At 68.0% G+C, this 18,782-nt stretch carries 18 protein-coding genes; 6 read left to right on the top strand and 12 right to left on the bottom strand.

Annotated elements, in window-relative coordinates:
- Positions 1-66: 66 nt before the first annotated feature.
- The 8 genes from recA to flgB all read right to left on the bottom strand — a co-directional run bounded on the left by recA (position 67) and on the right by flgB (position 7,516).
- Entirely contained in the window at positions 67-1,146 is a 1,080-nt protein-coding gene (gene recA, locus ABNQ40_RS24950) for a recombinase RecA (protein ID WP_109051088.1), read from the bottom strand.
- 176 nt (positions 1,147-1,322) lie between these two features.
- Entirely contained in the window at positions 1,323-3,869 is a 2,547-nt protein-coding gene (locus ABNQ40_RS24955) for a PAS domain-containing sensor histidine kinase (protein WP_109491088.1), read from the bottom strand.
- Between the two features lie 167 nt (positions 3,870-4,036).
- A complete protein-coding gene (gene flhB, locus ABNQ40_RS24960; RefSeq protein WP_109051087.1) occupies positions 4,037-5,113 on the bottom strand; it encodes a flagellar biosynthesis protein FlhB in 1,077 nt (358 codons plus the stop codon).
- Positions 5,114-5,126: 13 nt separating this feature from the next.
- Positions 5,127-5,897, bottom strand: coding sequence for a flagellar biosynthetic protein FliR (fliR, locus tag ABNQ40_RS24965; RefSeq protein WP_109051086.1), 771 nt, complete (start codon positions 5,895-5,897; stop codon positions 5,127-5,129).
- Complete coding sequence (locus tag ABNQ40_RS24970) at positions 5,894-6,253, bottom strand: flagellar biosynthetic protein FliQ (protein WP_098740089.1); 360 nt, start codon at positions 6,251-6,253, stop codon at positions 5,894-5,896. Before ABNQ40_RS24970 ends, fliR begins: the two co-directional genes overlap by 4 nt.
- A gap of 45 nt (positions 6,254-6,298) precedes the next feature.
- Positions 6,299-6,598 carry a flagellar hook-basal body complex protein FliE gene (fliE, locus tag ABNQ40_RS24975; protein WP_109051085.1) on the bottom strand — a complete coding sequence of 100 codons (300 nt, stop codon included), beginning with the start codon at positions 6,596-6,598 and terminating at the stop codon, positions 6,299-6,301.
- A gap of 66 nt (positions 6,599-6,664) precedes the next feature.
- Positions 6,665-7,075, bottom strand: a complete 411-nt coding sequence (gene flgC / locus ABNQ40_RS24980; protein WP_098740091.1) for a flagellar basal body rod protein FlgC — start codon at positions 7,073-7,075, stop codon at positions 6,665-6,667.
- A gap of 36 nt (positions 7,076-7,111) precedes the next feature.
- Positions 7,112-7,516 carry a flagellar basal body rod protein FlgB gene (gene flgB, locus ABNQ40_RS24985; protein WP_109051084.1) on the bottom strand — a complete coding sequence of 135 codons (405 nt, stop codon included), beginning with the start codon at positions 7,514-7,516 and terminating at the stop codon, positions 7,112-7,114.
- Positions 7,517-7,739: 223 nt separating this feature from the next.
- On the opposite strand from flgB, the gene ABNQ40_RS24990 reads away from it, so the two are divergent.
- The 6 genes from ABNQ40_RS24990 to ABNQ40_RS25015 all read left to right on the top strand — a co-directional run bounded on the left by ABNQ40_RS24990 (position 7,740) and on the right by ABNQ40_RS25015 (position 12,656).
- On the top strand, positions 7,740-8,123 hold the full coding sequence (locus ABNQ40_RS24990) for an EscU/YscU/HrcU family type III secretion system export apparatus switch protein (RefSeq protein WP_109051083.1): 384 nt from the start codon (positions 7,740-7,742) through the stop codon (positions 8,121-8,123).
- Positions 8,120-8,617, top strand: a complete 498-nt coding sequence (locus tag ABNQ40_RS24995; protein WP_146255510.1) for a hypothetical protein — start codon at positions 8,120-8,122, stop codon at positions 8,615-8,617. Before ABNQ40_RS24990 ends, ABNQ40_RS24995 begins: the two co-directional genes overlap by 4 nt.
- A 22-nt stretch (positions 8,618-8,639) precedes the next feature.
- Positions 8,640-8,981, top strand: coding sequence for a flagellar biosynthetic protein FliO (locus tag ABNQ40_RS25000; protein WP_109051081.1), 342 nt, complete (start codon positions 8,640-8,642; stop codon positions 8,979-8,981).
- Complete coding sequence (gene fliP, locus ABNQ40_RS25005) at positions 8,978-9,766, top strand: flagellar type III secretion system pore protein FliP (RefSeq protein ID WP_109051080.1); 789 nt, start codon at positions 8,978-8,980, stop codon at positions 9,764-9,766. The genes ABNQ40_RS25000 and fliP overlap by 4 nt, the downstream gene beginning before the upstream one ends.
- Before the next feature lie 276 nt (positions 9,767-10,042).
- Positions 10,043-11,941 carry a potassium transporter Kup gene (locus ABNQ40_RS25010; RefSeq protein WP_391347650.1) on the top strand — a complete coding sequence of 633 codons (1,899 nt, stop codon included), beginning with the start codon at positions 10,043-10,045 and terminating at the stop codon, positions 11,939-11,941.
- Between the two features lie 169 nt (positions 11,942-12,110).
- Entirely contained in the window at positions 12,111-12,656 is a 546-nt protein-coding gene (locus ABNQ40_RS25015) for a fasciclin domain-containing protein (protein ID WP_109047435.1), read from the top strand.
- Between the two features lie 57 nt (positions 12,657-12,713).
- Here the strand turns inward: ABNQ40_RS25015 and ABNQ40_RS25020 are convergent, their stop codons facing one another.
- The 4 genes from ABNQ40_RS25020 to ABNQ40_RS25035 form a co-directional block, all read right to left on the bottom strand.
- A complete protein-coding gene (locus ABNQ40_RS25020; RefSeq protein ID WP_109047434.1) occupies positions 12,714-16,274 on the bottom strand; it encodes a lipopolysaccharide assembly protein LapB in 3,561 nt (1,186 codons plus the stop codon).
- Between the two features lies 1 nt (position 16,275).
- Positions 16,276-17,019 (bottom strand): flagellar motor protein MotB, encoded by a 744-nt coding sequence (locus ABNQ40_RS25025; RefSeq protein WP_109047433.1) that lies wholly within the window; start codon positions 17,017-17,019, stop codon positions 16,276-16,278.
- Positions 17,016-17,789 carry a hypothetical protein gene (locus ABNQ40_RS25030; protein ID WP_391347652.1) on the bottom strand — a complete coding sequence of 258 codons (774 nt, stop codon included), beginning with the start codon at positions 17,787-17,789 and terminating at the stop codon, positions 17,016-17,018. The genes ABNQ40_RS25025 and ABNQ40_RS25030 overlap by 4 nt, the downstream gene beginning before the upstream one ends.
- Before the next feature lie 85 nt (positions 17,790-17,874).
- Positions 17,875-18,582 carry a protein phosphatase CheZ gene (locus ABNQ40_RS25035; protein WP_109047431.1) on the bottom strand — a complete coding sequence of 236 codons (708 nt, stop codon included), beginning with the start codon at positions 18,580-18,582 and terminating at the stop codon, positions 17,875-17,877.
- Positions 18,583-18,782: the final 200 nt, after the last annotated feature.

Raw genomic sequence — 18,782 nt, forward strand, 5'->3', positions numbered from 1 at the left:
CCAAAGCGAAAAGCCCCGCTTTCCTTTCGGAAAGCGGGGCTTTTCGTCACAGATGACCGTTCGGCGTCACTCCGGCGTGGAGGCTTCGCCGTCGGCTTCCGGGGTGCCCATCATCGCATCGGCGACCAGACCGGCGTTGCCGCGGATCTTGGCCTCGATGGCGTCGGCCATCTCCGGGTTGTTGCGCAGATAAGTCTTGGCGTTCTCGCGGCCCTGGCCGATGCGGGTGCCGTCATAGCTGAACCACGCACCCGACTTGTCCACCACGCTGGCCTGGATGCCGAGGTCGAGCAGCTCGCCGACCTTCGAGACGCCCTCGCCATACATGATGTCGAACTCGACCACGCGGAACGGCGGGGCCATCTTGTTCTTCACCACCTTGACGCGGGTCTGGTTGCCGACGACGGCGTCGCGGTCCTTGATCGCGCCGATGCGGCGGATGTCGAGACGGACCGAGGCGTAGAACTTCAGCGCGTTGCCGCCGGTCGTCGTCTCCGGGTTACCGAACATCACGCCGATCTTCAGGCGGATCTGGTTGATGAAGATCACCAGGCAGTTCGACTTGGAGATCGAGCCCGTCAGCTTGCGCAGGGCCTGGCTCATCAGGCGGGCGTGCAGGCCGACATGGCTGTCGCCCATCTCGCCTTCCAGTTCGGCGCGCGGCACCAGCGCCGCGACCGAGTCGACCACCAGCACGTCGATGGCGCCGGAGCGCACCAGCGTGTCGGCGATCTCCAGCGCCTGCTCGCCGGCATCCGGCTGGGAGATCAGCAGCTCGTCGATGTTGACGCCCAGCTTGCGGGCATAGGACGGGTCGAGCGCGTGCTCCGCATCGACGAAGGCGCAGGTGCCGCCGGCCTTCTGGGCCTGGGCGATGGCGTGCAGGGCCAGCGTGGTCTTGCCCGAGCTTTCCGGCCCATAGATTTCGACGATGCGGCCCTTCGGCAGGCCGCCGATGCCCAGCGCGATGTCGAGACCGAGCGAGCCGGTGGAAATCACCTCCGTCTCGACCAGGTTCTCCTTGGCGCCGAGCTTCATGATCGAGCCCTTGCCGAACGCGCGTTCGATCTGGCTCAGGGCGGCATCGAGCGCCTTCTGCTTGTCCATGGAATCCTTCTCGACCAAACGAAGCTGTGCGGACGACATGCCCGGTACCCCTCTCTTAGAACACACGGTCGGCGCTCTTGCAACGAAGCTGAATGTACTCTCTTCGTTCTTGTTTGCAAGCGCCGATGTTGCCTGTGCGTTCCTATTTTACCGGGGTTATCCGGGCTCGTTTTCGCGAACGAATTCGCTCCTCCCAGCCCCCGTCACCGCCCCCCCTAACGCCCGTCGCGGATGACCTCCTTCACCTTGGAAGCCAGCTGCTTCAGCGAGAAGGGCTTGGGCAGGAAATGGGCGACTTCGACGCCGTCGATCTCGCCCAGCCGGTCCTCGGCGTAGCCGGAGATGAAGATGACCCGCATCTCCGGGCGCAGCCTGCGGACATGGCGGGCCAGCGTCGGGCCGTCCATCTGCGGCATCACCACGTCGGTGATCAGCAGGTCGATGGAGGCGCCGTTGGTCTCGATCTGCTGCAAGGCCGCCTCGCCGTTCTTGGCTTCCAGCACCTGATAGCCCTTGTTGCGCAGCGCGCGGGCGGAGAAGACGCGCACCGCGTCCTCGTCCTCCACCAGCAGGATGATGCCGGTGCCGGTCAGGTCGCTGCCGCGCCGCTCGCGCGGCTCCGCCGTATCGACCGGCCGCAGCTCGCCCTGGTGGTGAGGCAGCAGGATGGTGAAGGTGGTTCCCTCCCCCACCGCCGAATCGACCAGCACGAAGCCGCCGGTCTGCCGCACGATGCCGTAGACCGTCGACAGGCCGAGCCCGGTGCCCGACCCGACCTCCTTGGTCGTATAGAAGGGCTCGAAGATGCGCTGGAGATTCTCCCGCGCGATGCCGCAGCCGGTGTCGATCACCTCGATGGAGACATAGCTGCCGGCCGGCACCGTCTCGTGCTCCCGCCGTTCCGGCTGGCTGACGACGTAGTTGGTGGTGTTGACGATCAGCTTGCCGCCGCCGGCCATGGCGTCGCGGGCATTGACCACCAGATTGATGATGACCTGCTCCAGCTGGTTCTGGTCGACCTTGACCAGACCCAGGTCGCGGCCATGGATCATCTTCAGCTCGATGTTCTCGCCGATCAGCCGGCGCAGCAGGTTCGCCAGCTCCGCCAGCACGTCGGTCACGTTGATGACGCGCGGCTGCAGGGTCTGCTGGCGCGAGAAGGCCAGCAACTGCCGCACGAGGTTGGCGGCGCGGTTGGCGTTCTGCTTGATCTGCATGATGTCGCTGAAGGACTGGTCGCCCGGCTTGTGCCGCAGCAGCAGCAGGTCGCAGAAGCCGATCATCGCCGTCAGCAGGTTGTTGAAGTCGTGCGCCACGCCGCCGGCCAGCTGGCCGACCGCCTGCATCTTCTGCGACTGGGCGAACTGGGCCTCCAGGCTCTTGCGCTCGGTCATGTCGATGAAGTGCAGGATCAGGCCGACACCGTCGCCGCGCGCCCCATCGCCCCTGGCACCATCCGCGCGGCCATCCGTCCGCACCGGGTTGGCGAGGCGCCGGGCATAGAGCTGGGCGGTCAACTCGCGCCCACCGGACAGCCGGACCTCCAGCGGGTGGGCGGGGTCGGCGCCGCCCTGCACCGCCCGCAGCCGGGCGATCACCGCCTCGCGCTCCACCGGAACGATCAGGTCGGCCATCGGGCGGTTGATGACGCTGCCGGACTCGCTGCCGATCAGCGCCAGGAAGGCCTCGTTGCATTCGGTCAGCTGTCCGGTCTCGTCGACGAGCGCGATGCCGATGGGCGCATCCTCGAAGAAGCGCTGGAACCGCTGCTCGGACTGGCGCAGCGCCTCCTGCCACTCCCGTTCCGGGGACAGGTCGCGCACCACTGACCGCGTGTGAATGGTGCCGTCGTCGGCATGCACCACGCTCTGCGCCACCGCGACCTGGAACCGCCGGCCGCGCAGACCCACCATGGTCAGCTCGCCGCGCTGCTCGCCGCCGCCATGGTCGAACAGGTCATAGGGGGCGGCGGAAACCGGCGGCGCCGCCAGGATGCCGTGCAGCCGCGATTCACCGTCGGTCAGGTCGCCGGGGGCCGCCTCCAGCCATTGCGCCAGGGTGGCGTTCACGAACAGGAAATGGCCGTTCTGATCGACCGAGAAGAAGCCGACCGGCGCATGCTCCATGAAGTCGGCGAGCTTGGCCTGCTCGCGCAGCATGACATGCTCCAGCTCTCGCCGGGCGGTGATGTCCTCGATCCGCCAGTGGACGGAGCCGGGGAAGCCGGCCACCGGCTGGCCCTGCACCTTGCGCCATTCCGGAGGGTGGCCGTCCAGCGCCGGGATCGCCAGCTCGGCCGAGGCGGCGCCCCCTGCCTTCACCCGTTCGCGCAGGCGGCGGAATTCGCGCGCGCTGTCGGGGTCGCCGGAGAATTGGCGGGCCAGGGCGTCCAGCGGCCGTTCGCCGCGGCGCCAGCCCGCCAGCTCGCGGAAGGCGGCGTTGACGAACACCACATCGTCCGTTCCGTCGCAGACCAGCTGTCCGGCCGGCATCCCTTCCAGCGCACCGCCGAGAAGCGCGCCGATGTGAGCCGACCGCCGCACCACCGACACGCTGCGGGCGATCAGCAGGGCGACGCCCAAGGCCACCAGCGCCGCCCCCAGCCAGCCGACCGCATCGCGCTCCAACAGCAGTCCGGCGGCCAGCACCAGCAGTCCGGCCGGCGCCAGCGCATATTGGAGCAGCATCGACACCCCGCGGGACGAAGTCTTGCGGTTCACTGCATTGCGCGCGCTGTCGGAAAGGGAAGTTGTGTCGTCCACCAATACTCCAAACCCCACACGGTCCGGCCGGGAAATGCCCCGGTCCGACTTGCCCGTCACACCACCTGCGATGGCCGGCCGATCCAACCGATCCAGCCGCCTCCGTCAACCGCCCCATCAACCATCACGAGGCCGGATCCGTTGCGCCCATATCGGTTGCACCCGGATCAATTGCGCAGCGACCGCCCTTTCAGCTTGAAGACATAGGTGATGACTTCGGCGACCGCCCGATAATGCTCGGATGGCACTTCCGCGTCGATATCGCAAGCGGCATAGAGCGCACGGGCAAGGGGCGGGTTTTCTATGACCGGCACATTGTTCGATTCGGCGATCTCGCGAATCTTGAAGGCGACCTGATCCACGCCCTTCGCCAGCACCATCGGCGCGCCCATCTGGGTCGGATCGTATTTCAGCGCAACCGCAAAGTGGGTCGGGTTGGTGACCACCACGTCGGCGTTCGGCACCGCGGCCATCATGCGCTTGCGCGCGCGTTCGAACCGGATCTGCCGGATGCGGCCCTTGACCACGGGGTCGCCTTCCTGCTGCTTGTGCTCGTCCTTCACCTCCTGCTTGGTCATCTTCATCTTCTTGTCGAACTGCTGCTTCTGCCAAACGAAGTCGCCGGCGGCGATGAAGGTCAGGACGACGAGAACCCAGACCAGCAGGCGATGGGCAAGCCCGTCCATCTGCAACAGCATGGCGACGATGTCGATGCCGATATAGGCCTCGATGCCGCCGAACATCGGCACCAGAGCCATATAGGCGACGCCGCCGACCACCCCCAGCTTGACGATGCTCTTCAGCAGCTCCACGCCCTGGTTGGCCTTGAACATGTTCATCAGGCCGGGCAGCGGGTTCAGCTTGCCGAACTTCGGCGAGATCAGCTCCCACGAGACATGGAAGCCGGTCTGCCCGATGGTCGACATGACGCCGGCCACCACGAACAGCAGGATGGGCAGCCACAGCGCCCACATGGCGTCGCTCATCACCCGGAACAGCAGCGCCCCGACCCCGGCCCGGTCGAAGGTGATGCGGTCCAGGTTCTCGAAATAATAGTTCAGGCGGAAGACCATCCCCTTCAAGGTGCCAGGCAGGATGGAGACCAGAACCACCAGCATCGCCGCGACCATCAACCAGTTCGCGGCCTCGCGGGTCATCGCGAACTGGCCCTGCTTGTGGGCCTCGTCGAGCTTTTTTCCCGTCGGGTCTTCTGTTTTGGAGGACTCGTCAGCTTCTTCCGACACCGGCGTCCTCCCTCTACAGCGGCTTCAGGAATTCGATGAAGGTCGATTCGAAGCGCGACAGCCAGAACAGCATCATCGCCCCCAGCGTCAGGGCGAACATGAACAGGCCCAGCAGCACCTGGACCGACGTGAACAGCTGGAACACCTGCACCTGCGGCGCTAGCTTGTTCAAGAGCCCCAGCGCCAGCGCGAACAGGATGCCGGTGATCAGGAAGGGGGCGGCCATCTGCACCCCCATCATGAAGCTCTTCGACACCAGCTGTCCGATCACATTCGCCATGTCGTCGATCGGGATCGCCGCCCCGGGCGTGAAGGTTGAATAGCTGTCGACCACCGCCATGATCAGCAGATGGTGCAGGTCAGTGACGAACAGCAGAAGCAGCCCCAGCCACCCCATCAGCGAACCGGGCAGCGATCCGGCCGACGCCATTGCGGGGTTGAAGATCTGCGCGTTGGCCAGCCCGCTCTGCAGGCTGATGATGGTGCCGGCCACCTCCAGCGCGCCCATCAGCAGCCGGGCGATGGTGCCCATGAAGATGCCGATGGTCATCTCGCCGGCGGCCAGCACCAGCAGTTGGAACGGATTGCCCGGCATCGGCGGCAGCATCGGCCGGATCGCCGGCGCCACCACCATGCTGACCACCAGCGCGAACAGCAGCCGCGCGCGGGTGGGAACGAAGGCGTCGCCGATGGTCGGCATCACGCTGAAGGCGGTGCCGACCCGCATGAAGACCAGCATCCAGACGAAGATCTGTTCGCCCAGCAGCTGTTGCAGGATGTTCATTGGCCCGCCGCGGCGGCGGTCGGGGCCGGGGCGGGCGTCACGCCGGTGCCGGGCGTGAAGGGCGCGCCGCCATTCTCGTTGGCGCCGACGCCGATGGCGACGATGCGGTCGGCGACCTCATGTTCGAAGAACTCGGTCAGCTTGCTTAGCATGAACGGCATCAGCAGGATGCTGAGCCCGAAGACCAGCATCACCTTCGGCACCATGGCGATGGTCTGCTCGCTGATCTGGGTGACGGCCTGGAAGATGGAGATGACGGTGCCGAGCGCCATCATGATGACCAGAATCGGCCCGCACACGATCACCAGCGTGACGATCGAGGTGCGGCAAAGCTCGATGACTTCGGTCTCGTTCATAACTGCAAGCCAAGCATGGCGGCATCTGGGATCGGGCGCAGGCCGTCACATCGGCATGCGCAGGATTTCCTGATAGGCGTTCAGCACCTTGTCGCGCACGGCGGTGACGGTCTGCAGCGTCACCTCGGCATTGGTCACCGCCTGGACGACGTCGCTCAGGTCGGCCTTGCCGACAGCGGCCAGCGCCGACATGTCCTCGCTCTTCTTCAGGGTGCCGATGCTCTCCTTGGCCGCCTGCTCCAGCACGTCGCCGAAGGACGCGCCGTCGCGCGCGGCCATGCCGGGGCCGGTCGTCTTGGCGGCGGTGGTGGCATAAGCCGCGGCGGCGTTCAGCGGATTGATCATGGCGGCGGTTCCGGTCGGTCAGGAAAGATGGCGGGCTTGGACTTGCGGGCCTGGGTCGGGGACCTATCAGGTGCGCAGAAGGTCGAGCGTGCGGGTCAGCATCTGGCGCGCGGTGTCGATGGCCGACAGGTTGGCTTCGTAGCTGCGCTGGGCCTCGCGCATGTCCATCGCCTCCACCACCGAATTGACGTTGGGCATCAGGACATAGCCATCCGCGTCGGCCGACGGGTGCGACGGGTCGTACTTGCGCTGGAAATCGCTCTTGTCGACATCGACCTTGGCGACGCGGACCTTGTCGACGTCCATCGCCCGGTCCAGCTCGTTCTTGAAGATGACGGTCTTGCGGCGATAGGGCAGATCGCCGGGCGTTTCGGCGGTGGTGTTGGCGTTGGCCAGATTCTCCGAAATGACCTTCAGGCGCGTGCCCTGCGCCTTCATGCCCGAGGCGGACACCGCCATCGACTTGTAGAGATCCATCGCACCGCCTCCTCAAAAATCCGGCCGGAAAGACACTCAGCTGCCCGAGCGGATCGCCGACTTGATCATCGCCACCTGCTTCTTATACAGGTTCGTGATGGTCTGATAATCCATCGAACTCTGGCTCATCCGCATCATCTGGTCTTCCAGCACGACGTTGTTGCCGTCCGGCGCCGTCTCGTACGGATCGCGTACCTTCTGTTCCTGGGCCATGCCGCCGGCGCCGCGGGTGCCGGCGAGATGGGACGCGTTGGTCGTAACCGGGGTCAGCCGCCGGCTGTCGCTCAGCGCGTCGCGGAAGCTGAAGGGCTTCAGGTCCCGGCTCTTGTATTCGGGCGTGTCGGCGTTGGCGATGTTCTGCGACAGGACTTCCTGGCGTTGGGTCAGCCAGTCCATCTTGCGCGACATCAGTTTGAAGAGTCCGAGATTTCCGAGGTCCATCGCCCTGATCCCGCCACCAAGACCGCCGCCGATTCCGCCAAATGCCGCCCTGACGGCGGCGTCCGGCAAGGATATCGCCATAGAGGACAATGGTCGCCCGTTTGCGTTAACGAAGGATGAATCCTTACCTGCTCGAATCGGTTGGGATGACCGCCTTTACAGTTCGTTAAGCCTACCGGTCCAGGATGCGGCGCAGGAAGGACCCTCCGACCAAGGCCGCCTGTTGTCCGCGCAAGCCCGCCCTCCCGCCCCGTCGCCTGCCGGCCCGACTGCCGGCAAGACGGCGTCTCCCGCCCGGCGCCCGGCCCAACGCCCGGTCGCGGTGGCGCTGAAGTACGAACTGGGCACGGAAAGCCTGCCGCGGATCGTCGCCACCGGCAAGGGCACGGTGGCGGAGCAGATCCTGGAGGTCGCCTTCGCCAACGGCGTGAAGGTGCGCGAGGACGCCGATCTGGTCGAGATCCTGTCCGCCATCGAGGTCGACAGCGACATTCCGGTCGAAGCCATCGCCGCGGTGGCCGAAATCCTGGCCTATGTCTACCGCGCCAACGGCACCCTGCCGCCGGAGCCGCGATCCGAAGAGAGTCCGGAGGAGGACACGCCGTGACACGTCCGCCATCCATGCCGCCATCCATGCCGCCGCCCATGCCGCCATCCTCCCTATCGCCCTCCCCCGCTCCTCCCCATCCCGACGGCGCCGAGTCGGCCGCCCGCATCGCGCAGCAGGCCGCGGCACTGGGCGCCACGCTCGACGACGCGCGGGCACAGGCGGAGGCCGGCGTGCTGATCGACCTCGCCGGGTTGGAGGACCGCGTCGCCCGTCTCTGCCTCGCCGCGGAGGCGCTGCCGCGGAGCGAGGCGCGCACGCTGCTCGGCCCGCTCGGCGATCTGGTCGCGGCGCTGGGTCCGCTGGCCGCCGCCCTGACCGATCAGCAAAGGGGACGGGAGGAGGTCATCGCCGCCGCACTGGCCGGCCGCGACGATCCGCACACCGCGCGCCAGCGCGCGGCCGCCGCCTATGGCCGCAGCGCCGGCCCGGCCGGGTCCGGTCTGGCAGATCCCGGCCTGGCAGATCCCGGCCTGCCCGCCGACACGCCCTGATCAGAGAAAGCCTGCCGTTTCCATGGATCTCGACCAGTATATCAAATTCCTGATGGCGCTCGTCTTTGTGGTCGCGCTCATTATGGTCGTCGCCTGGGTGATGCGCCGGATCGGCATGGCCGGCGGAACGGTGCGCGGACGCGCCCGCCAGCGCCGGCTGAGCGTGGTGGAGGCCCTGCCGATCGACGCCAAGCGGCGGCTGGTCCTGGTCCGCCGCGACGACCGCGAGCATCTGATCCTGCTGAGCGCCAACGGCGACCTGCTGGTCGACAGCACGCCGGCGGGCGGGTTCGACAGCGCGCTCGCCGGGGCGGAGGCCGCACCGGGCGACACCCCCCGCCCGGCGGGGAGCGATCCGCGATGAAGCGGTTCATCCTCCGTCGTCTCCGGGCCTGCTGGAAGCCGGCCGCCGCCGGGCTGGCGTTGGCGCTCTGCGTCGGCGTGGCGTTGGGCCTGAGCGCCGGGCCGGCGCTGGCGCAGAGCCTGACCTTCGACCTGGGCGACGCCGGCGGCACCGCCACCGGCCGCATCGTCCAGACCATCGGGCTGATCACGGTGCTGTCGCTGGCGCCGTCGATCCTGATCATGATGACGGCCTTCACCCGCATCGTCATCGTGCTGTCCTTCCTGCGCAACGCGCTGGGCGTGCAGCAGGTGCCGCCGACCACGGTGATGATGTCGCTGGCGCTGTTCCTGACCTTCTTCGTCATGGCCCCGGTGTTCGAGCGCAGCTACACCCAGGGCATCCAGCCGCTGATGAACCAGGAAATCGACGAGATGGAGGCGTTCCGCCGGACGATGGCGCCGCTCCGCGATTTCATGCTGCATCACACCGCCGAGAAGGACCTGCGCCTGTTCATGGACATGGCCCGCATCCAGTCCGTGCCGGAGGCGAACGACATGCCTCTGCATGTTCTGGTCCCGGCCTTCATGATTTCCGAGATCAAGCGCGGCTTCGAGATCGGCTTCCTGCTGTTCCTGCCCTTCCTGATCATCGACATGGTGGTGTCGTCGATCCTGATGTCGATGGGCATGATGATGCTGCCGCCGACCATGGTGGCGATTCCGTTCAAGATCATCTTCTTCGTGCTGGTCGACGGGTGGTATCTGATCGCCGGTTCGCTTGCCCGCAGTTTCGGGACGCTCTGAGGCGACACGCACAGCGGGAAAAGTCCTGCGCACTTCGTCGCATCCCCCCGGCGCCGGAGGGGCCGCGCAAGCACGCTCTGGCGTTGGGCGCCGTAAACGCGTATGAGGAAAGGCGATGCGCGTTTACGGCGGGATGGGCGGCAAGGAAGCCGGTCCGCCGGATGGCTTCGACCGTCCACGACCCTCATAAGGCGGAATGGACGGTCCGGGCGCCACAACGGGCGCCATCGAACGGGCGTTTTGAACGACGGACCAACTTCGGACCGCAATCACCGCATGACTGATACCGCTTTGAAGGCCGCGCAGCCCGACACCGGCAAGCTCGCGACGCTGACCCTGGGTGCGCTCGGCGTCGTCTTTGGCGACATCGGCACCAGCCCGCTCTACACGCTGCGCGAATGCTTCGGCGGCGAGCATGGGCTGCCGCTGACCCATGACAACGTGCTGGGCATCATGTCCCTGGTGTTCTGGGCGCTGGTGATGGTCGTCACCGTCAAGTATGTCGGCTTCGTCATGCGGGCCGACAACAAGGGCGAGGGCGGCATCCTCTCCCTGCTGGCGCTGGCGTCGAAGACGCGGCCCGACGCCTCGGGCCGGCTGACCGTGCTGACGGCGCTGGGGCTGTTCGGCGCCGCGCTGTTCTACGGCGACGGCATGATCACCCCGGCGATGTCGGTGCTGTCCGCGGTGGAGGGGCTGGGCGTGGCGGAGCCGGCGCTGGAATCGGCGGTGGTGCCGCTGACCGTCACCATCGTGATCGCCCTGTTCGCCATCCAGAGCCACGGCACCTCGCGCGTCGGCGCGCTGTTCGGTCCGATCATGCTGGTCTGGTTCGCCACGCTGGGCATCCTCGGTCTGCTGGAGGTGATTCAGCAGCCGAGCGTGCTGGTCGCCTTCAACCCGCTCTACGCCATCTCCTTCTTCGCCAACCACGGCGTCGCCGGTTTCCTGGTCCTGGGCGCGGTGGTGCTGGCGGTGACCGGCGGCGAGGCGCTCTATGCCGACATGGGCCATTTCGGCCGCCGCCCCATCCAGGTGGCATGGCTGGCCGTGGTGCTGCCGGCGCTGCTGCTGAACTATCTGGGCCAGTGCGCGCTTCTGCTGAACGACCCGACGGCGGTGCGCAGCCCCTTCTATCTGCTGGCGCCGGACTGGGCGCTCTATCCGCTGATCGGCCTGTCCACCGCCGCCGCCGTCATCGCCAGCCAGGCGGTCATCTCCGGCGTCTTCTCGCTGACCCGGCAGGCGGTGCAGCTCGGGCTCTGCCCGCGTCTCGACATCCGCCACACCTCCAGCGAGGAGGAGGGGCAGATCTACATCCCCCGCGCCAACTGGGGCCTGCTGGCCGCGGTGCTGGGCCTCGTTCTGGTGTTCCAGTCCTCCAGCCGGCTCGCCGCCGCCTACGGCATCGCGGTGACCGGCGACATGATCATCACCACCACCCTGTTCCTGGTGGTGGCCCGCCGCCGCTGGAACTGGAGCCTGCCGCTCTGCTTCGGCGTCGGTGCCGCCTTCCTGACGGTGGAGGTCTCCTTCTTCGCCGCCAATGCGGTGAAGATCCCCCATGGCGGCTGGGTGCCGCTGGTGATCGCCTGCGTCACGCTGGGCCTGATGTCCACCTGGCGCCGCGGCCGCGCGGTGCTGACCAAGCGGCTGGCCGAGGAATCGCTGCCGCTCGACGCCTTCATCCAGCGGCAGGCGAAGAAGGGCGACATCCACCGGGTGAAGGGGACGGCGGTCTTCATGACCTCCAGCTCCAACACCGTGCCGATCGCCCTGCTGCACAACCTGAAGCACAATCAGGTCCTGCACGAGCGCATCGTCTTCGTCACCGTCGTGGTGGACGACGTGCCGCGCGTCCCGGCCAAGGACCGCGTGCTGGTCGAAGGGCTGGCCGACGGCTTCTACCGCATCACGGTGCGCTACGGCTTCTCGCAGGAGCCGAACATTCCCAAGGCCCTGCGCCTGTGCAAGGCGTTCGGGCTGGAGTTCGACGTGATGGCGACCTCCTTCTTCCTGGGCCGCGAGACGTTGATTCCGCAGATGAACTCCCAGATGGCGCTGTGGCGGGAGAAGCTGTTCGTGGTGATGTCGCGCACCTCGGTCAGCGCCACCGACTTCTTCAAGCTGCCGCCCAACCGCGTGGTGGAACTCGGCACGCAGGTACAGCTGTAGCCGGTTGAAGGACGGATCGAAGCACGGACACATACCACCAAAGAATTACGTCCTTCGCTTTCAAAAAATCGGTGGTCCGTTTAGAAATCGCTGTGATCCGAGTGAAAGCATCCTCCGTAACGGTGTTGTGTCCGCGGGAAGCGGACCTTCACCGACATGAGGGAATGCTATGAAGAAGGTTGCCACCGTGGCGATCGCCACCCTTCTTTTTGCCGGTTGCGCCAATGCGGCCATGGAGAAGATGGTCGGCGGCGCGCCGATGTACCCCAGCAAGACCATCGTGGAGAACGCGTCCCAATCCAAGGACCACACCACGCTCGTCGCCGCCGTGAAGGCCGCCGGGCTGGTCGACACGCTGAGCGGCAAGGGGCCCTTCACCGTCTTCGCCCCGACCAACGAGGCCTTCGCAGCATTGCCCGCCGGCACGGTCGACACGCTGCTGAAGCCGGAGAACAAGGGCCAGTTGACCAAGGTGCTGACCTATCACGTCATTCCCGGCAAGCTGGACGCCAAGGACATCGTGGCGGACATCAAGAAGGGCAACGGCAAGGCGATGCTGAAGACGGTGGAAGGCATGCCGCTGACCTTCACCCAATCCGGCGATGCCGTGATGGTCGCCGACGCGTCGGGCAACACGGCCCGCGTCACCATCGCCGACGTCCAGCAGTCCAACGGCGTCGTCCACGTCATCGACAAGGTTCTGCTGCCGAAGTAACCGCCGGACCGGCGGGCAGCACGGAGCCGTGATTGACGCCCGGCATTCCGCGCCGATTTAAGACGTCGGCTTGTCCGCGGATTGCTTGCCGCCGCGATACTGCTTCAAAAACTTCTTGAACATATCCACTTCCGCGACGCGGGAGCGGATCGTGCCGACGTCGATCAGGCCCATCGCCTGTTCGGGGCGGGTCAGAATGCGGAAGGCATCCTCGTTCGGCCCGCCCTTCATCGACCCTTCGAAATCCTTCTTCAGCAGATTCAGCCCGTTGCCGTCGCCGGCCAGCGCCAGCGCGACGGCACGGTTCAGCACGAGCTGCGACATGTTGGGGTCGAGCGGCTTGCCCGGGTTGGGCGGCGCCCCGATCACCTTGTTCAGCGCCAGTGCCGCCGCATCCCACTTCTGCCCCTTCCAGGCGATGTCGACGCGCAGCAGGTTGGCGTTGGTGCTGTCGTCCTGGGCCAGAATCTGCATCGCCTCGTCGCCGCGGTTCAGCTCCGCCAGCGCCTTGGCCTGCATCAGCCGCCGCTCCGCCGCCAGATCGGCCGGCAGGCCGGCGACGTTCGACAGTTCGAGCGCCTTCAGCGCCTCTTCCGGCTTGTTGTCGAGCAGCCGGACCGAGGCCAGCCGGGTGCCGACCCGCGCCTTGTCCAGCCCGGACAGGCGGTATTCGACCTGATGCTGCAGCAGGTCGGCGGCGCGGTTCAGCAGGTCGATGGAAATCAGCCGTTCCGCCAGCTGCCGGATGATCTCGTCGCCGGCCTCGCCCACCGGGGTCAGCTCGCGGAACTGGTCGTAGAGCTGCATGGCGTCCAGCGTGGGCAGGCGCTGCGCCCCATCCTTGTAGAGGTCGGCGAAGATGCGCGACATCTCCTTGGTGATCGCCTCGGCCCGCGGCGTGTCGGCGACCAGGGCCGCCGTTTCCTTCATCGTGTTGAAGCCCTTGGCATATTCGCCGCCGGCGATCAGCACCTCGCCCATGCGCGAGCGGATCTGCATCTCCAGATCGTCGCCGCGCCAGGTGAAGGTCAGGCCGGCCAGCTGCTCCGCCGCCGCGGTCGGCGACATCTTGCCTTCCGACAGCTCCAGATTGGTCAGCGCCAGCCCGGCCTTGGCACGGTAGAAGCGGTCGTAACTGTTGAAGGCGGCGGTCAGCTGCTGGCGTGCCTGATCGATCTCGCCGGTCTGGGCATAGAGCAGGCCGCGCAGATACTGGGTCTGCGGGTTGTCCTCCTGATCCGGGCCGCCATGCTCGATGACGCGGTCGAACAGCCGCTTGGCGGTCGCGGTGTCGCGCGTTTCCAGCGCCGCCTCCGCCGCCCGCAGCCCGAGCTTGCCGAGCATCGGATCGGGATAGCTGTTCAGGATCTGGCCCGACGCCTTGAAGCCGGCCATCGCCTTGGGCCAGTCGCGGCGGTCGGCGGCGATGGCGGCGCGCCACAGATTGGCTTCCGGATTGCCGGCGAGCGAGGGGGTCGACAGGTCGGCCTCGCCGCCGTCGAGATCGCCGGTCAGCACGCGGGCGGCGCCGCGCAACGCCCGGAACTCCGGCCATCCCTCCAGGTCGGGCTGGTTCTGTTGCAGCACGTCCAGCAGGCCGAGCGTCTCCTGCCCGAACCCGTTGGCGAAATAGAAGCGTGCGAGATCGAGCTGCGCCTTCGCCCGTTCCGATTCCGGCGCGTTGACGACGGCAAGCTGGAGATCCTGCCGCGCCTCGGTGAAATGGTCGAGGTCGCCGCGCTTCCAGGCCGGCAGGTTGAACAGCCGGCGCCCCTGCATCTGGGCGGGCTGCGCCTTGGGCGGCTCCATGGCTGCCGACGACCCGCCGGCTGGCGGAACGGGCATCGGCGCTGCGGCCAGTTGCGCCGGAACCGGCTGGGGAGCGGCCGACGGCGGAGCGGAGGCGGCGGGCGGCGGCGGTGACGCCGCGTTGCCGGCATCGGCGGTGGGCGAGATGTGCAGGCCGCCGGCGGTGGTCAGTTCCACCCCCTCCTTGATCGCCCGCACCGTCACATTGTCGGAGATCGGCCGCACCACCACGCCCTGGTAGGAGGCCATGACCTCGAGGTCGGGATAGCGGTGGGGTTCTGGCACCCCCTGCCCCGGGCTGGGAAGCGGCACGACCTGGATGCGGTCGCCGACGTCCGGGTCGGCGAACTGCACGACGTTGGCCGCATCGGGGGCCCGCACCAGCAGCCGGGCGCCCAGCAGGAAATCGGGGTCCGGCTCGACCCGCAGGTCGCCGGTGCTGCCCATGTTGGCGGGGCGGGCGGAGGATAGGATGCGCCATGTGGTGCCCTGCCGCTCCACCGTCGGCCACACCATCGGGCCGATCTTGGTGCGGAAGACGCTGCCGCCGGTCGCCGGCACCGGCTCCACCGCGCCCATCAGCTCGGCGCCGGGACCGCTGAGCTTGCCGGCGCCGATCGGCATCGGCCGGTCGAAGGCGATGTAGAGTTGTCCCGCCCGCGGATAGACCGCGATGGAGGCCGGGCCGCCGGTGTCGAAGGTCAGCACCGGTCCCTTCGGACCCGCCGCCGGCTGGGCCTTTGCATCGGCAGGGGCGGCCGGAGCCGCCTTGGCCTCGGCCGGCGGAGCAGCGGGTGCCGGGTTGGCCGCGGCGGCGTTCGCGGCGACGGCCGACCGGCCGGAGGTGGCCGACGCCACCGTGGGCGCGTCCTTGCCGCCCTCCTTGGCCACGTCCTTCGCCGGCGCAGGCTGGCTGGCGCCTTGATTGCCCTGCCCGGCCGGCGTTCCCTGGGAGCCGGAAGCGGGCGCAGCGGCGGCCGGAGCGGCGCCGTCGCCCTTGGGCAGGCCGGCACGCGACCCCGGATTGCCGACGGACAGCACCATCGACTTGCCCGACGCGCTGTCGCTCACCTCGGCGTCCTGCGGCACGGCGAGCGTGACCGCCAGCGAACCGTCGGGCTGGCGGTAGGATTCGATGTTGCGGATGTTGCGCAGCGGTGCTTTGGGCAGGGCCGACAGGTCGGCGGTGCCGCCCTTGTCGAAGGCGACGGTCACCGCGGCGCCGTCGCGGGTCACCTTGTAGCCGACCGGGGCCGGCCAATCGAAGGTCAGCCGGCTCTGGTCGGGCTGGTCGCCCCCCTGCACCCGCAGCCGGCCGGCGGACGGCACCGGCTTCGCGGCGTCCGCCTTCGCGGGTGCGGGCGGCGCGCTCTCGGCCTTGGCGGCGGCCTGTTGCGGCGCGGTCCCCGCCGCCGCGGGCGACAGATCGATGGCGACGGCGTTGCCGTTGCGGAAGCTCTTCAGCGAAACCGGGCGCTTCAGGTCGAAGGAAACCGTCTTGCCATCGGCCTCCACCCGCCCGGCGGCGAGATAGTCGGGCAACGCCCGCACCAGCCGGTCCAGCGGGGCGTCGATGGGCTCGGTGAAGGCGATGACCAGCCGGTCGCCCTCGACCGCCGCGGTGAAATCGACCTTGCCCGGCCAGTCGAAGACCAGACGGCCGAAATCCTTGTGGGTGCCGCCGCGCACCGGCACGCTGGCGGCGTCGGCCGGCAGGGGGGAGAGCAGGACCGGCACGGCAAGCAGCGCCACCGCCGCGGCACAGCCGCGCAGCCAGCGCTTCCTTCGATTGCCCGAGCCGTCCGTCACCTCAATCCGCTCCTTCCTCGCGCACCACGATGTCGACCGGCAGGCGCCCCCCGCCGCTCGACACATCGGCGGCAATCCCCGCCCCAATCCCTACCCCGTCCAGCGGCATCATCACCGCCCGCGCCACCAGATCGCGGCGATAGCCGGTCTCGCGCAGGGCGGCGGAAACGGCGACCGCCCGCGTCAGCGCCCGTTCCCAGGCGACGCCGCCGGTCGTGTCCTCACGCTCCGCATGGCCGACCAGCTCGATGCGGTTGCCGATGCGGCCGATGACGGCGCCCAGCAGGAACAGCACCCGCCGCCCCTCCTCGGTGAAGGCGGCGCCGGTGGGGTCGAACATCCGCTCTCCCGGCAGGCGGATGACCACCCGGTCATCCTCGCGCCGGACATCGACCACCGCCAGCTCCGCATTCGACCGCAGCTGGCTTCCCAGCAATGCCGCCAGATAATGCAGGTCGATGGCAGCGCGGGCTTCCACCGCCATGGCGTTGAAGGCGGCGCCGGGATCGGCCGGCCGGTCCGACGGGGCGGTGGCGGTCGAGCGCGCGGCGGGGATCGACTCAGACACGCCCTTCGCCAGACGGGTCCAGCGCTCCGCCTCCGGCTCGCTCATCGAATACATCAGCACGAAGAAGGCGAGCATAAGTGAGATCAGGTCGGTGAAGCTGATCAGCCACAGCGTCTTGCGCTGGGCGCCGCCATCGTCCGCGCCCGTCCTGCCGGCGATGCGGGGAACGCGGATCATTTCCGCACCTCGGCTTTCGCCGGTGCCGCAGTCGCCGGGGGGGCCTTGGCGGGCGCGGTCATGACCGTGGCCGGTGCGGTCTTCGCGGCCGGGCGGACCGCCCCGCCCTCGTCCCAGCGCAGGGAGAACAGCAGCCGCACCCCGCCGGGCTCGCCGCGTTCGATCCCGACGGTGACGTTGCGGGCCGGCGCCCCATCCTCGACCAGCGCGCGGGCCAGCACGCCGGCACGGGCGACCGGCCCGGGCGGCTGGCTGGGCGTTCCCGTCGGCCCGATGCCGAGCAGCGCGTCCAGCTCGACCCGTTCGCCCTGGCGCGACTGGCGGAGCGCATCGGCGATGCGGTCAATCAGCCCCTGGCGGTCCGGCCGCAGGGTCATGGTGCCGGGAACGAACAGGTCGTCGGCGGGCAGGCGCACCTCCAGCAGCTGGCCGGGGGCGACCACCTCCACCTTGGAGACCGCAACCGCGGTGGCGAACAGCGTGCCGACATCCTCCAGCCGCTGCACGGCGAAGACGGTCCCGGCGCGCGAGGCCACCGGCTCGGACCCGTCGCGCAGGCGCGGGTCGATGACGAAGCTGGGAAAGGTCCGCTCCAGCGAGGCGGCGACCGCCTTGACCTTCTGCACCGTCTGCACCGAATGGGCGTTCAGCACGATGAAGAAGACCAGAAGCAGCAGGAACAGCGACAGCAGAAGCAGGATGCTGCCGTTGTTCGGGTTGGCATGATCATCGGAACCGCCGGCGCGCCCGGCCCGCAGCAGCAACGGCAACCCGGCGCTTCCCGTCCCCGGGGCGATGCCCTGGGCCGTGTGCCCGCCGCCGGGCCTGCTGATGGGGGAGCCGGGCAGCATGGCGTCAGTCGAAGCTGGCCAGCAGACGGTCGATCTCGTCCTGGTCCATGGCGTTGCCCGGCAGCTGCGGGCCGTGCAGAAGCTGCTGATCGGCCTCTTCCGCGCTCATCGGCTCGAAATGCACGGCGGCCTCCGCTTCCTCCGCCGCCAGCTTCGCCAGCCGCGGGGCGTGGTTCTGGCGCACCTCGCTACCGAAGGCGGCGACGATCATGTCCACCTTCGATTCGATGTGCTTGAGCGTGCGCACCACCTTGCTGATGCGCTGGCCGGTAATGTCCTGGAAGTTGCAGGCCTCGTAGATCGCGGTGATCTGGTCGTTCAGCTTGGCCGAGGTGCCGGCATCCGTCTGTCCGGCGATGGCGCCGATGGCGTCGCAGGCGTCGAAGATGGCGAAGGTCGCCTTTTCCGTCGCACCGATCACCGCGTCCAGCTCGTCCGTGGCGGTGCGGATGTGTTCGTCGCGGATTTCGGCCGGCTGGAGCGCTGCGATCTCCTGCTTGGCCGTCTCGATGTATTTGGCGAGGTCCACGACCTCCTTGTACAGGCGCAGGTCGGTGGCGGAGATGTCGCCGTCCATGCTGCCCAGGATGTTGCGGACGATGTCCGTCACCTCGTCGCGCGACAGCGGCTGTGCGGCTTCCGCAAAGGCGGTGTCGAGGCGCTGTCTCAGGAGCTTCTGTTCCGTCACGGCGGATTGGGCGGAGAAGGTCATCGGGCGTGTCCAGCGAGAGGGGCAAGGCCTTGGCGGAATGTGCCGGAACCTCCCCGGTTCGCGCCCTCCAGCGAGCGCACCGTCGGTGCCTTCCGCAGCGGAGGTTCGATGCTCCGACCGCTTGTGGCGCCCAACCGTCCAAGGAACTGTCCGAGCCGACAAAGCCTAGGACGCGAGGGTTAAGAGCCCGTAAAGATGAC

Source organism: Azospirillum sp. A23, assembly GCF_042938965.1.
GTDB lineage: Bacteria > Pseudomonadota > Alphaproteobacteria > Azospirillales > Azospirillaceae > Azospirillum > Azospirillum melinis.

Coding starts and splice junctions, on each gene's coding strand:
- ABNQ40_RS25035 (WP_109047431.1), bottom strand. CDS start 18,582: ATGACCTTCTCCGCCCAATCCGCCGTGACGGAACAGAAGCTCCTGAGA.
- ABNQ40_RS25025 (WP_109047433.1), bottom strand. CDS start 17,019: ATGATCCGCGTTCCCCGCATCGCCGGCAGGACGGGCGCGGACGATGGC.
- fliR (WP_109051086.1), bottom strand. CDS start 5,897: ATGAACATCCTGCAACAGCTGCTGGGCGAACAGATCTTCGTCTGGATG.
- flgC (WP_098740091.1), bottom strand. CDS start 7,075: ATGGATCTCTACAAGTCGATGGCGGTGTCCGCCTCGGGCATGAAGGCG.
- flgB (WP_109051084.1), bottom strand. CDS start 7,516: ATGGACCTCGGAAATCTCGGACTCTTCAAACTGATGTCGCGCAAGATG.
- ABNQ40_RS24970 (WP_098740089.1), bottom strand. CDS start 6,253: ATGAACGAGACCGAAGTCATCGAGCTTTGCCGCACCTCGATCGTCACG.
- ABNQ40_RS25015 (WP_109047435.1), top strand. CDS start 12,111: ATGAAGAAGGTTGCCACCGTGGCGATCGCCACCCTTCTTTTTGCCGGT.
- recA (WP_109051088.1), bottom strand. CDS start 1,146: ATGTCGTCCGCACAGCTTCGTTTGGTCGAGAAGGATTCCATGGACAAG.
- ABNQ40_RS25000 (WP_109051081.1), top strand. CDS start 8,640: ATGGATCTCGACCAGTATATCAAATTCCTGATGGCGCTCGTCTTTGTG.
- fliE (WP_109051085.1), bottom strand. CDS start 6,598: ATGATCAATCCGCTGAACGCCGCCGCGGCTTATGCCACCACCGCCGCC.
- ABNQ40_RS25010 (WP_391347650.1), top strand. CDS start 10,043: ATGACTGATACCGCTTTGAAGGCCGCGCAGCCCGACACCGGCAAGCTC.
- fliP (WP_109051080.1), top strand. CDS start 8,978: ATGAAGCGGTTCATCCTCCGTCGTCTCCGGGCCTGCTGGAAGCCGGCC.